Origin of the sequence: Enterocloster lavalensis (genome assembly GCF_046603895.1) — a bacterium.
In the GTDB taxonomy this organism is placed as follows: domain Bacteria; phylum Bacillota; class Clostridia; order Lachnospirales; family Lachnospiraceae; genus Enterocloster; species Enterocloster lavalensis.
Genome location: NZ_CP176637.1, coordinates 6,362,058 through 6,375,072, shown reverse-complemented (window position 1 = coordinate 6,375,072; position 13,015 = coordinate 6,362,058). Strand labels below are relative to the sequence as shown.

Below are 13,015 nucleotides of genomic sequence, written 5' to 3'. Positions count from 1 at the left end.
CCTAACTACGCACCTCTCCAAGCACATTGTTAAGGGATATCGTTTCCTTGCCGGAATTTAGATCCAGCGGTAAATGATCAGAGCCACTGCGACTCCGATGATGCTGGCCATTGTGATCTTGATGGTCAGGCCAAAGGTGACGACCAGTATTCCGAAATTGACCACAAGGGGGGAATCCAGGCCAAAGGACTGTCCGAAATTCAGCCAGGACAGCCAGGACACCCCCTCCGCCAGCTGGCCCATAAAGCCGCCCAGCACGATGCCGGTCAGCAGCATGATAAGTAAAATCCAGAAATTCTTGTTGCGCATATGTGGCAATTCTCCTTCAGTCCGTCCGGTCTTTTAAGGGAAGCATGTCCCGCGCCAACCCGGCAGGATCCGCGCAAAACCGCCGCCGTGAACCGGCAAACTCTCATACATATTACCATAATCTTCTAGCTGTGTATACAAAAATGCAGGATTTACTGCAGATTTTTTACCACGCCGTCATTCACCAGCTCCTGGAGGGATTTGAGGATTCCCAGCTTGGCGTGGTACCAGGTGAGGCCTCCCTGGAAGTATACGGCGTAGGGCGGCTTGATGGGGCCGTCGGCTGAGAGCTCGATGGAGGAGCCCTGCACAAAGGCGCCCGCCGCCATGATCACCTGGCTGTCGTAGCCGGGCATATCCCAGGGCTCGGGGGTGACGTAGCTGTCCACCGGCGCCGCCGCCTGGATACCCTTGCAGAAGCCGATCACACCCTCCGGGGTTCCAAAGGTGATGGCCTGGATGATGTCGTGGCGGCTTTCCGTGCTGTTTGGAACCACGGAAAAGCCCAGGCGCTCGTAAACGTTGGCCGCGAAGATGGCTCCCTTTAACGCGCCTGCAACCACCGTGGGGGAAAGAAACAGTCCCTGGTAAAGCTGCTGGTTGATCCCCAGGCTGGCGCCCACCTCCTTGCCCAGGCCCGGGGCGCTTAAGCGGTAGGATGCGCGGTCCACGCAGTCTTTACGGCCCACGATATAGCCGCCGATGGGGGCCAATCCGCCGCCGGGGTTCTTGATCAGGGAACCCACGATCATATCCGCTCCCACGTCCGTGGGCTCGATGGTCTCCACAAACTCGCCGTAGCAGTTGTCCACCATGCAGATGACTTCCGGCTTGATCTGCTTGACGAAGGCGATCAGCTCGCCGATCTGTTTGACGGAAAAGGTGGGTCTTGGGTCGTAGCCCTTGGAGCGCTGGATGGTGACCAGCTTGGTCCTCTCGTTGATGGCCCTGGCGATATTGTCGTAGTCAAAGGTGCCGTCGGGCTTTAAATCCACCTGGCGGTAAACGACGCCATACTCTTTTAAGGAGCCCACGGAATCGCGGATGCCGATCACCTCCTCCAGAGTGTCGTAGGGTTTTCCCACCGGGGAAAGCAGCTCGTCGCCGGGGCGGAGGTTGCCGGAAAGGGCCACGTGCAGGGCGTGGGTGCCGCTGATCAGCTGAGGGCGCACCAGGGCGCTCTCGCCGTGAAATACGCTGGCGTAAACGTCCTCCAGGGTGTCCCGGCCCAGATCGTTGTAACCGTAACCGGTGGTGGCGGCAAAGTGGATGTCGCTGACCCGGTTGTCCTGCATGCCTTTTATCACCTTCATCTGGTTGTACTCCGCCGTCCGGTCGATGGCCTCAAAGCGTTCCTTTAACGTTTCCTCCACCCGGCGTCCGTATTCCAGCACCTGGGCGCTTATGCCCAACTGGCCGTACATTTGATTCATTTCAGTCTGTGTATCCATAATTCGGTTGATTCTCCCTTTATTTCTGTATGCGTGATCGTTATTGTAGCACAATTTTTTCCGCCACGCAATCCTCTATTATGGCGCGAAGCACCCGGTCCGGATCATTTTCAAAGTCGGGCAGGTTCAGGAAACGCACGTCCCGCTCGCGTTTGAACCAGGTCAGCTGGCGCTTGGCAAAGTGCCGCGTGTCGCGCTTGAGCACGTAGACCGCCTCCTCAAGGGTGCAGGCTCCGTTTAAATAGTCCAGAATTTCCTTGTAGCCAAGCCCCTGCATGGAGGTCAGGCCCCGATGGCAGCCCCGCTCCTTCAGGCGGCGGACCTCCTCCACCAAACCGTTTTCCATCATCTGATCCACCCGGCTGTCGATGCGCCGGTACAGCAGGCTGCGGTCCGTGGTGACGGCATAGTATAGGAAATGGTAGGGGGACTGCTTTCCCCTCTCCGCCTCGTTGTGAACGGAAATCTGCTCCCCGGTCTGCCGGAAATACTCGATGGCGCGGATCACCCGCTTGATATTGTTGGGGTGGATCTGCCCGGCCGCTTTGGGATCGATCTCCTGAAGCATGGCGTGCACCCGGAGATTACCCCCGCTCTGGGCCAGGGCTTCCAGCTCCGCGCGGATCGCACTGCCCTCCTCATTTTCCTTGAAGTCGATGTCGTACAGCAGGGCCTGGATGTAAAATCCGGTTCCGCCGGCCACGATGGGGATGTTGCCGCGGCTGTAGATGCCTGCCAGGGCTTCCGTTGCCATCTGCTTAAACACCACCACGTTGAACTCTTCCTCGGGTTCCAGCACATCGATCAGGTGATGGGGCACTCCGTCCATCTCCTCCTTTGTCACCTTGGCGGACCCGATGTCCATGTGGCGGTAGACCTGCATGGAGTCGGCGCTGATGATCTCCCCGCCGATGGCCTTGGCCAGACGGATGGAGAGGGCCGTTTTCCCCACTGCGGTGGGGCCTGTGAGAATGATCAGCGGCTGTTTCATGATTTTAAAACTCCTTTTACACAATGCGTTTGAATTTCTTTTCCAGCTCGTATTTTGTCATGGAAATGATCACCGGCCTGCCGTGGGGACAATTATAGGGATTGTCCAGGTGCAGCAGCTGGTCGATCAGCTCGTTAGCCTCCATGGCGGACATGGACATGTGGCCCTTCACCGCGGCCTTGCAGGACATGGAAGCCACTTTTTCGTAGATGATATCCGGATTTCGGACCGCGGCCTCGTCGGAGAGGCCGTCGATCATCTCGATTAAAAGCTCCCGCTTGGCGATGGAGAACAGGTTGGCGGGAACGCCCCGCACCGCGTACTCCCGGCCGCCGAAGTTCTCGATCTCAAAGCCCAGGTTGGTGAAATAGTCCATGTATTTGTTCAGCAGCAGCTCCTCGTTCATGCTCAGCGTCAGAATGATGGGAGGATTGACCATCTGGGTGTCGTACTGCCGGGTCTTTAAGGATTTCATGGTGTTCTCATAGAGAATTTTCTCGTGTGCCGCGTGCTGGTCGATGATCACCAGCATTCCGTCGTACTCCACCAACCAGTAGGTGTCGAACAGCTGCCCGATCAGTTTGTGCCGCAGCCTGGACTTGGGGTCCAGAAATTTGGTGTCGAACAGGTCCAGCTGTTCCGGGGAGGCGTCTGCGGTGCCGGAGGTTTCCTCGCCTTGGGAAGCTGCCCTGGGGGCGCGTTCCGGCTGAGGACCGGCGCTGTGGGAGGCGGCAGGATGATCCTCAGTTGTGGCCTCATGACCGTCTGCGGTGACGCCGCCGGGCGTGGCCGGGAAACCGGTGCCGGGCTTGTCTGCGAAATCGGTGCCGGGCTTGTCTGCGAAATCGGTGCCGGGCATGGCCGCGAAATCGGTGCCGGAGCCGCTCAGGACCGCCTGTGCCAGGTCCGCCGGTAGCTTGCAGTCCACCGGCTGGTTTTCCGGCTCCTGCGCGCCGCCGAACAGCTCCCGCTCCAGATCGGCGGCGTGGGAGGCGGGACGGGCGGCTTTGCCCGGCGCTGCGGCGCTGCCGTTCCAGCTCCAGCTTGTCTCACGCAGCTGGTTTTGAGATTTATGTGGGATCAAGCGGTAATCAATCGGGGGGTTTTGCACTGCTTGTGGAGGCGTATGTGCATCAAAACCGGAATTATTTGACGAAAGTGGGGAGATGGATTCGCTCTTGCGATCCGTTGTCCCTCCGTTCTCCAGCGTCTGGCGTCTCCGGACCTCAAAAGGCTCCGGCCTGGGAGTCAGGCGTTCCTTCTGCTGGGCCTCCTCACGGGCGCGTTTCTCCTCCAGACTCACCAGGGGAATCAGTTCCCGGTGGGAAAGGGCCTCCCCAACCGCGTTCAACACGGTTTTGAACATCAGCTCGCCGTCCCTGAAGCGCAGCTCCATTTTGGTGGGGTGGACGTTCACATCCAAAAACTCCGGTTCTATGGAAAAATGCAGCAGGGTGAAGGGGTATTTGTGCTGCATCATGTAGGGCTTGTACGCTTCCTCGATGGCTTTGGAAATGATGCTGCTCTTGATATACCGTCCGTTGATGAAATAGTTTTCATAATTCCGGTTGCCGCGGGCGATCAGGGGTTTGCCGATAAAACCGGATACCTTGATATCCTGCGCCTGGACGTCGATGGGCAGCAGGTTGGCGGTTACCTCCCGGCCGTAAACCGTATACACCAGATCCCGCAGATTGTGGTTTCCCGAGGTATAGAGTTTGTTCTGGTTATTTTGGATAAAGCGTATGGAGATTTCCGGGTGGGACAGGGCGATCTTCTCCACCAGGTCCGCCACGTAGGCTCCCTCGGTCACAGGGCGCTTGAGGAATTTTTTGCGGGCGGGCGTGTTGTAGAACAGATTCCTGGCGATAAAGGTGGTGCCGTCCGGCGCGCCCACCTCCTCCAGGCCCCGCTCCGCTCCGCCCTCGATCTGATAGCGGAAGCCGGTCAGGCTGTCTCCGGTTTTGGTGATCAGCTCCACCTGGGCCACGGCCGCGATGCTGGCCAGGGCCTCGCCCCGAAACCCAAGGGAGGACACGGTGAACAAGTCCTCCACGGATTTGATCTTGCTGGTGGCGTGGCGCAGGAAGGCCAGGCTGATCTGGTCTTTGGGAATGCCGCAGCCGTTGTCCGTCACCCGGATCAGGGTGGTTCCGCCCTCCTTGATTTCAATGGTCACGGCTGTGGCCTGGGCGTCGATGGCGTTTTCCAGCAGTTCCTTCACCACGGAGGCCGGGCGCTCGATCACCTCGCCCGCGGCGATTTTATTGATGGTATTCTGGTCAAGTACCGTTATGTTAGCCATGGAATTTCTCTCCTTTGTCGGTCATTTGCGGCGTTCTCCCGCTGCTGCGGCTCCTACGGTCAGCAGGCCGCCCAGGGCGAAGGCGCATGCCAGAACCAGCATGGCGCTCACTCCGGACGCGTCTAAGACGATTCCGCCGCTTAAGTTTCCGGCCACGCTGCCTAAGGTGCTGGCCGCGGTCATGTATGCCTGGCCCTTGATTTTGTCGCCCGCTCTCATCACCTGGTCCGTGAAGGCCACGGAGGCCGGGATAAACAGGGCGAAGGAAAATGCCTGGAAGACCTGGGCGGCCAGGATCATATTCACATCCCATGCCGCCAAAAGCAGCAGGGATTTCACCACGAAACCAACGGCTGAGGCCGCCAGAAGGGTGGATACCCTGAAAGACCGGGCGAGGCGGGAAAACAGCAGCATGGTGGGCAGCTCGCAGACCGCGGCTACCGCCAGGGCCAGCCCCATCTCCTCGCTGCCCCCGCCGAACCGCTCCATCATGCGGATCATGTAGGTGCAGGTGATATTGTGAAAGGCAAAAAGCATCACCACCCCGGCCAGCGTCAGGGTGAAGGTGCGGTAGCGGGAAAAGAAATTGGGTTCCCGCCGTCTGGGTTGGGCGGCGCAGGGGGCGCAGGGGGCGGTTGTGTCCGCAGGAGCGGCGGGCCTATCGCCAGGGGCGGCCATGGGGCCGGCAGCTCCATCATGGGGGGTGGCTATTAATCCGGCGCCCCCATCTTGAACGGCGGCTGCATTCCCGCCGCCCCCTGCCTGCTCTTCCACCTTCGTTGTTCCCGGTTTCATGGAGAACAGCCCGCAGCAGGCGAACACGGCGGCGTAGAGCGCCATGGAGGCCCAGGGGATCAGGCCCGCGCCGAACATTCCGGCCAGAAGCCCCAGGCCGTAGGAAAATGCTGCGTAGGTCAGGGAGCCGATGCCGCGGGCCGGGCCGAAGTTGATCCGGTATCCGCGGTTGCTGAAATACACGCTGACCGCGTTGACCAGAGGCATCTCCAGGTTGGCGATCATCGCCAGCGCCATATACAGCGGGGCGATCAGCTTCAGGCTCCCGAAAACGCCAACAAGCAGGGACAAGATTGCCCCCGCTGCGGCTGCCAGCCTGATCATTTGTTTTAACGTGACGCGCCCGGACCGGTCGGCGATGCCGGCGGCCATGGGCTGGAGCACTGCGGACAGAACGTTTCCCGCCGCGATCAGCGCTCCGATTCCTGCGGGGCTCATCCCCCGCTCCAACAGAAAGACGGAGGCGTAGCCGATCACGGCGCAGTTGACCCCGTAATAACTGCCCTGGAGCAGACAGTAACGCCCGGTCAGCCCCTCTCCGGCTTTCATAGATCCATCAGGCCGTCCAGAACGTGCACCGTCATCCTTCCATCATCCAGGTTCACATCCAGGATGCAGTCCCCGATGGCGGGCAGCAGGAGCTCGCGGCCGTCCTTCATCTCCACGATGTACACGTCGTTGGCGCCGGTTTCCATCACGTCCTTCACGGTCCCCAACGCCTCCCCGGCGTCCGTCACCACCGCAAGGCCGATCAGGTCCGCGATGAAATACTCGTCCTCCTCAAGCTCCACCGCCTGTTCCCGGCGGATCAGCAGGTCTTTTGATCTATATTTTTCGATGTCGTTGATATTGTCGTAACCCTTGAATTTCAGAATCACCATGTTCTTGAAAAACTTCACATGTTCAATCTCAAGCGAAATCGTCTCTTTTCCCGTATCCAGCACCACCTGCTTCAACGTTTTGAAGCGGGCAGCGTCGTCCGTGGTGGGAAATACCTTGACTTCGCCCCTCACGCCGTGGGGGGAGGTAATCACACCGACTCTCAGCATATCTTCCATAACACAGACACCTTTCCAAAAAATGTGGCAGATAGAAAATGAACCGCCTCCCCAAAAGGTCGGCGGTCATCCGTCTTACTGAATCTCAACGATTACTTTTTTGTCTTCCTTCGATGCAGCAGCTTTCACGACAGAACGAATTGCTTTCGCGATCCGGCCCTGTTTACCGATCACCTTGCCCATATCGGCGGCGGCTACCGTGAGCTCAATCAGGATGTCCTCACCCTTCATGGATTCCGTCACCACCACATCATCGGGATTGTCCACCAGTGCTTTCGCAATCACTTCAACCAATTCTTTCATATGTCCACCTCAATCTACATGATTACTGAATGCCGGCGGTCTTTAACAGCTTTCCTACGGTCTCGGTAGGCTGGGCGCCTGTCGCTAACCACTTCTTTGCTGCTTCCTCGTCGAACTTGATTACGCTGGGTTCCTTGGTGGGATCATAGTAACCAATTTCTTCGATGAATCTACCATCTCTGGGAGATCTGGAATCAGCAACCACAATTCTATAGAAAGGAGCCTTCTTCTGTCCCATTCTTCTCAGTCTCATCTTTACTGCCATGTCATTTCACCTCCTTATACCTTCATTCCACCGCCTGAGCGGTACATTTATTAGACATACAGGATAACCCTGTTTGACTAGCGTATCTTAAAAGGGCATCTTGAACTTGTTTCCGCCCATGAGGCCGCCCAGGCCGCCGAAACCGCCCCGCTTTTTGCCTCCGGCCATTCCCGGCATCTGCTTCATCATCTTCTTCATCTGGTCGAACTGCTTGACCAGACGGTTGACCTCGCTGATGTCCACGCCCGCGCCTCTGGCGATGCGCTTCTTGCGGGAGGGATTGATCAGGCCCGGATTAGCCCGCTCATCTTTGGTCATGGAGAGGATAATGGATTCCACCCGTTTCATGGACTTTTCGCCCTCGTCCATATCCACGCCGGAGAGCTGGTTGCCCACGCCGGGAAGCATGGAGAGGATACTGCCCATGCCGCCGATCTTTTTGATCTGCTGCATCTGAGCCAGGAAATCGTTGTAGTCGAATTCCGCCTTGCGCAGCTTCTGGGTCATCTCCCGGGCCTGCTCCTCGTCGATCTCGGCCGTAGCCTTCTCGATCAGGCTCATGATATCGCCCATTCCCAGAATTCTGGAAGCCATGCGGTCCGGATAGAACTGTTCCAGATCGGAGAGCTTCTCTCCCATACCCACATAGAGGATGGGTTTGCCGGTCACCGCCCGGATGGAAAGGGCCGCGCCGCCTCTGGTGTCGCCGTCCAGCTTGGTCAGGACGACTCCGTCGATTCCGATTTTATTGTTAAAGGTTTCGGATACGTTGACCGCATCCTGGCCTGTCATGGCGTCTACCACCAAAATGGTCTGATGGACGTCCAGCTGATCCTTGATCTCCACCAACTCATCCATCATGGCCTCGTCGATGTGAAGCCGTCCGGCGGTGTCCAGGATCACCAGGTTCATGCCGTTTTTCGCCGCATGCTCCATGGCCGCCTTGGCGATGTCCACCGGTTTGTGCTTGTCTCCCATGGCGAACACGGGAACGCCTACCTTTTCGCCGTTGATCTGCAGCTGCTTGATGGCTGCGGGCCGGTAAACGTCGCAGGCTACCAGCAGGGGCTTGCGGCCCTTTTTGGCCTTTAACTGCGCGGCCAGCTTGGCTGTGGTCGTGGTCTTTCCGGCGCCCTGCAGACCGGTCATCATGATGACCGTAATCTCATTCCCCGGCTTTAAATCCACTTCCGTAGTCTCGGACCCCATGAGCTTTACCAGCTCTTCGTTGACGATCTTGATCACCGTCTGTCCGGCGTCCAGCTTGCCGAACACCTCGGCGCCCACCGCCTGCTCCTGGATGGAATTGATAAACTGCTTTACCACCTTGAAGCTGACGTCCGCCTCCAGGAGAGCCATCTTCACTTCCTTAAGCGCGGCCTTGACCTCCGCTTCGGACAGCTTTCCCTTGCTGCGAAGGCCCTTGAACACATTCTGTAATTTATCGGTTAAACTTTCAAAAGCCATCGGCTAACCTCCTGCCATGCACCTATAGGGTGCTGGTGATCTCGCCCGAGAGCCTGCGAATCTGCTCGATCCGTTCCAGATCCCTCGTCTCCATGTATTCGTCCGCCTGGCTCTGGATCTCTCCCACCATCTCGCGGATCTTCACAAATTTGGCCACCAGATGAAGCTTGGCCTCGTATTCTTCCAGTATTTTGTTGCAGCGACGGATCAGATCGTGTACGCCCTGACGGCTGATGCCCTGTTCCTTCGCGATCTCGCTGGGCGACAGGTCATTGAACACCACGTCCTCATAAACGCTCCGCTGATGGTCGGTCAGCAGCTCTCCGTAAAAATCATACAACAGACCTTGTTCCACAATCTTTTCCATTTCAACCACCTGTGTTATCATACACGAAAGAAATAAGGTTGTCAAGTAAAAGTTCTTGACATATTAAAAAAATCAGAAAAGCGGGGCTGTGGACTTCCGACGGCGATCCGCCGCGTAAAAAGCCCGCGGGAACGCTTTGAACCTTTGCGCCCGCGGACTCTCTTCTGTCTGCCGATCATTTAAAACTGCAATTATTATATAGGAAGTGCTTTATCAGCTGGCCATCCCGTCTTTGGGGTATTTCCGGCCAAACCAGGTCATGATCACGCCCTTGGGCGGCTTTGGGGTGGCCAGGCTCACGGCGGCCATCACCGCCAGAGCGATCAGGCTGGCCGGGAGCACCGGCTGCATACCAGAGATCATGGCTTTGAGCGGGTACGAGAACAGGTAATAACAGACCGCTCCCACAACCATGCCGGACAGCGCGCCCTGCTCATTGGCCCGTTTCCAGAACAGCCCCAAAAGCATAGGCCCGAAGAAAATGGTCTCCATACCGCCCACTGCGAAGTTGATGAGCATCTGCAGGAACGCAGGCGGTTTGATGGAGAACAGGAAAATAGCCAGCAGTACCAGGATGGTGATGATCTGCGTCATCTTCTTCATCTGATCCGGCCCCGCTTCCGGGCGGACATAGTTGGAGTAAATGTCGTTCACCGCGCTGGAGGAGATGACGATCAGCATAGCGGCGATGGTGGACTGGATCGCGCCCACAGCTCCGGCGATGATCACGCCCGCCAGCCACGGGGGAAGCACGGTCATTGCGATCACAGGGGTGGTCTGGTCGGCCACCTCGGGCACAATGTTCATCAGCCGGGCGGCCGGACCCATAAAGGTCATGATGCCCTGCCAGAAGGTGACGAACACAACGCCCACCAGAATGGCCCCGTGCAGGGACTTGGTATCTTTGTAGGTGAGAGCGCCCTGCACCGCGTGGGGCAGGCCCACATAGGTGATGCCCACCAGCCAGATGTAGGAGAACATCACCGGAATGGACCACTGTTTGGGCGACATGATCATCTTGTGGTCCGAGGCCGCCAGGTTCTGCCAGGCCGCGGCCATGGAACCGGAGTCACTGCGGATGTAACCCACCACGCCGAAGATCAGAAGTAAGGTTGCAAAGGTCATGATAAAGCCCTGGATCACGGTGCTGACGGAAACGCCCTTGATGCCGCCGAAAATGGTGTAGATCAGGATGATCAGGGCAAAGATTCCCAGGCCCCAGAGATAGGGGATGCCGATCATGGTCTCGATCAGCCTGGCTCCGCCCACCAGCTGGGAGGAACAGTAAGGAATCAGAAATCCGATGATGGCCAGAGCGCCCAGAATGGTGACGCCCTTGTTGTCATTGTAGCGGTTTTTGAGCAGGGACACATAGGACACCGCGTTGGTCCTGCGGGCGATGATGCCGATCTTCTTTCCCGCGATGCCCAGGATGACAAAGTTCATAAACACGGAGGCGTAAATACAAACGGTCCAGACCAGGCCTTCCTTTGTGCCCGTGGCCGGGCCGCCGATGAAGGTGCCGGAGCTGCACACCGAGGCGCCCAACATCATGCCCACTACCAGCGGTCCCATTGCGCGGCCGCCGGAGAAAAAGTTTTTCGAAAAATCGCCCGAGGTTTCCTTTTTGGATTTCTGGCGGTAGTAAAAACCAACCCCCAGCAACAGTACACTGTAAATAATGAAGATCACCAGCGTAAGCATACGCGTGCTCGCATTAATCTGCATATCATTTTCCCCCTATTCTTTGGCAGCCATTACAGCTCGTCGTCCAGTGAAAAATCCTGGAATACCCGTTTCACAATGAAGAACACCGCCCCGATGCAGCCCAGAATCAGCAGGCACACCAGGAAAAACCACAGCGGAAGCCCGCAGACATAGGTGTACTCCGTGGGATCCTTCACGCCGATGGTGTACATGATGATCAGCGTCAGCGCCACAAACAGGCTCCAGAAGCCGATTACGGTCAGGGCTTCCTTCTTGCATGTCTTAAATCGCGGGTCCTCCGGGATATCCTCGAACCTGTAGTTCCGGTCGTCATACTCTTCTCTGGTCATGAGCGTTCCCCTCCTCTTTTTGCTGTAATAATCTCTTCCTGTATAAACGCGTCAACCTGCCGGTTGAAGGTTTCCGGATCCGTATAGAAAAACATGTGGCCGCCGTGGTCGTAATAGTGATAGCGGTGCGGGCATTTCATCCTGCGGCAGGCTTCCTCGGACACGCAGGCCGGCACGCCTTTGGAATTACCCGCAAACACCACGGTCGGGACCGTAAACTGCTCCACATAGCTCATGGTGTCCGTGTGGCAGGTGTCCAGGTGCAGCTCGATGCCGGTCCAGGGCATGGTCAGGCTGATCTCCTCAGTGATCCATTTTTCATCCTCCGGGGTCAGCTCCTTACAATCTACGGTGTCGAAAAAATACCGGTGGTACTTGTCCGGGTCTGTGAACCAGAGGCTTCTTCCGCTGATGTACTCTCCCACCTTGTAGCCGGAAAATTTGTATTTGTTCCACTCCCCGTGGGCGAACGGCGACAGGAAGGCGTCGATGAAGCCGATTCCCGAAAGGCGGTACTCCCGGTACTCGTGGGCGTAGACCGCCACGGCGGAAGTCCCAAGGGACCAGCCCATGAGCACAACACTGTCCAGATTCAGAAAATCGATGAGCTCCTTTATATCCCTGGCATGGCCCTTTAAGGTGTTGCCCTGAAGGGTTTTGGAGGAAAGTCCGTATCCCCTGGGATCGAAGGTGATCACCCGGTATTTTTTACTCAGTTCCCCAACATTCCGCTCATAAAAGCGGGTGGTGCACATAAAACCCGGCACCAGGATCAGCGGCGTCCCCCGTCCCCTGTCCTCGTAATAAAGCATGGCGCCGTCCGATGTCTGAAAAAAGTTATCTCTGTCCATATGCCCTCTCCTTTGTCTGCGATGCAATCTGTGTGATCAAACAGTTCAAAATCGCCACCCACTCGTCCCGGTCCTCCACCATGATCGTGTGACCGCCGTCCAGCAGATGAACCTGGGTGTCTTTCACCCCGTCCGTGATCATGCGCACGTGCTCCAGCGTCCTGGTCCGGTCCAGTATGCCGTGGGCGACCACCACCGGGCAGGTGATTTTTCCGAGCCGGGGCCGCAGGTCGTGTTCCCGCAGCGTTTTCGCCGCCTCATAGACCACGTTCACCGGAATCTGCCGCGCGTAATCCAACAGCTTTTCCCGAAGCGCCGGATCGACGGGAAATGCAAAACACCGGTCCAGAAACGGTTCAAACAGTTCCATGGAAAACCAGTGCCCCAGAATCCGTTTCGGCAGGTCCGGGTCCCCGTGCCCCACGGTGCAGGGACCGGTGTTGGACAAAAGCAGCCCGGAAATGCGGTTTTCGCGGTCCTGTATCGCCGCCTCCATGGCGATGACGCCGCCGGCCGAGTAGCCGGCCAGGATCACCGGCCCAAGCTCCAGCTCTTTTACCAGCTCCAGCGTCCGGTCTCCGATGTCCAGCACGTCCCAGGGACCGGGCGACCTGCTCCAGTCGATCACCGCCGACTGGCAGGCCAGCGTTTCGCCGATGCCCTCGTAAACCGCCGGCGACGTGGCCATTCCGCCTGGAATCATCAGCACGGTCAGGCAGCCCTTTTGCAGATCACCGATATAGTTAAGGTGGCTTGCCATTTCAATCTCCCCTCCATTGACTTCTTGATGATCCTA

The 13,015-nt window shown here is 57.6% G+C and carries 14 protein-coding genes; all 14 read right to left on the bottom strand.

The window, feature by feature from the left end; translation table 11 throughout:
- Positions 1-57: 57 nt before the first annotated feature.
- Positions 58-309 carry a DUF4321 domain-containing protein gene (locus ACK2JC_RS28565; RefSeq protein ID WP_007718427.1) on the bottom strand — a complete coding sequence of 84 codons (252 nt, stop codon included), beginning with the start codon at positions 307-309 and terminating at the stop codon, positions 58-60.
- A gap of 152 nt (positions 310-461) precedes the next feature.
- A complete protein-coding gene (locus tag ACK2JC_RS28560) occupies positions 462-1,760 on the bottom strand; it encodes an aminotransferase class I/II-fold pyridoxal phosphate-dependent enzyme (RefSeq protein ID WP_092360600.1) in 1,299 nt (432 codons plus the stop codon).
- A gap of 40 nt (positions 1,761-1,800) precedes the next feature.
- Positions 1,801-2,751 carry a tRNA (adenosine(37)-N6)-dimethylallyltransferase MiaA gene (gene miaA / locus ACK2JC_RS28555; RefSeq protein WP_320936179.1) on the bottom strand — a complete coding sequence of 317 codons (951 nt, stop codon included), beginning with the start codon at positions 2,749-2,751 and terminating at the stop codon, positions 1,801-1,803.
- A 16-nt stretch (positions 2,752-2,767) separates the two neighbouring features.
- Positions 2,768-5,056, bottom strand: coding sequence for a DNA mismatch repair endonuclease MutL (gene mutL, locus ACK2JC_RS28550; RefSeq protein ID WP_320936180.1), 2,289 nt, complete (start codon positions 5,054-5,056; stop codon positions 2,768-2,770).
- 21 nt (positions 5,057-5,077) lie between these two features.
- Positions 5,078-6,400, bottom strand: a complete 1,323-nt coding sequence (locus tag ACK2JC_RS28545) for an MFS transporter (RefSeq protein ID WP_368270620.1) — start codon at positions 6,398-6,400, stop codon at positions 5,078-5,080.
- On the bottom strand, positions 6,397-6,909 hold the full coding sequence (gene rimM, locus ACK2JC_RS28540) for a ribosome maturation factor RimM (RefSeq protein ID WP_227167366.1): 513 nt from the start codon (positions 6,907-6,909) through the stop codon (positions 6,397-6,399). Before rimM ends, ACK2JC_RS28545 begins: the two co-directional genes overlap by 4 nt.
- Before the next feature lie 75 nt (positions 6,910-6,984).
- Entirely contained in the window at positions 6,985-7,212 is a 228-nt protein-coding gene (locus ACK2JC_RS28535; RefSeq protein WP_007718441.1) for a KH domain-containing protein, read from the bottom strand.
- 22 nt (positions 7,213-7,234) lie between these two features.
- On the bottom strand, positions 7,235-7,477 hold the full coding sequence (rpsP, locus tag ACK2JC_RS28530; protein WP_007718442.1) for a 30S ribosomal protein S16: 243 nt from the start codon (positions 7,475-7,477) through the stop codon (positions 7,235-7,237).
- 87 nt (positions 7,478-7,564) lie between these two features.
- Positions 7,565-8,944, bottom strand: a complete 1,380-nt coding sequence (gene ffh, locus ACK2JC_RS28525) for a signal recognition particle protein (protein WP_092360604.1) — start codon at positions 8,942-8,944, stop codon at positions 7,565-7,567.
- 22 nt (positions 8,945-8,966) lie between these two features.
- Positions 8,967-9,311, bottom strand: coding sequence for a YlxM family DNA-binding protein (ylxM, locus tag ACK2JC_RS28520; protein ID WP_024734604.1), 345 nt, complete (start codon positions 9,309-9,311; stop codon positions 8,967-8,969).
- 213 nt (positions 9,312-9,524) lie between these two features.
- The gene (gene panF, locus ACK2JC_RS28515; protein WP_320936182.1) at positions 9,525-11,039 is read right to left on the bottom strand and encodes a sodium/pantothenate symporter; all 1,515 of its coding nucleotides are present in this window, start codon (positions 11,037-11,039) and stop codon (positions 9,525-9,527) included.
- A gap of 29 nt (positions 11,040-11,068) precedes the next feature.
- Complete coding sequence (locus ACK2JC_RS28510; protein ID WP_092360606.1) at positions 11,069-11,368, bottom strand: YhdT family protein; 300 nt, start codon at positions 11,366-11,368, stop codon at positions 11,069-11,071.
- Positions 11,365-12,219, bottom strand: a complete 855-nt coding sequence (locus ACK2JC_RS28505) for an alpha/beta hydrolase (RefSeq protein ID WP_320936183.1) — start codon at positions 12,217-12,219, stop codon at positions 11,365-11,367. Before ACK2JC_RS28505 ends, ACK2JC_RS28510 begins: the two co-directional genes overlap by 4 nt.
- On the bottom strand, positions 12,206-12,979 hold the full coding sequence (locus ACK2JC_RS28500) for an alpha/beta fold hydrolase (protein ID WP_368270630.1): 774 nt from the start codon (positions 12,977-12,979) through the stop codon (positions 12,206-12,208). Before ACK2JC_RS28500 ends, ACK2JC_RS28505 begins: the two co-directional genes overlap by 14 nt.
- Positions 12,980-13,015: the final 36 nt, after the last annotated feature.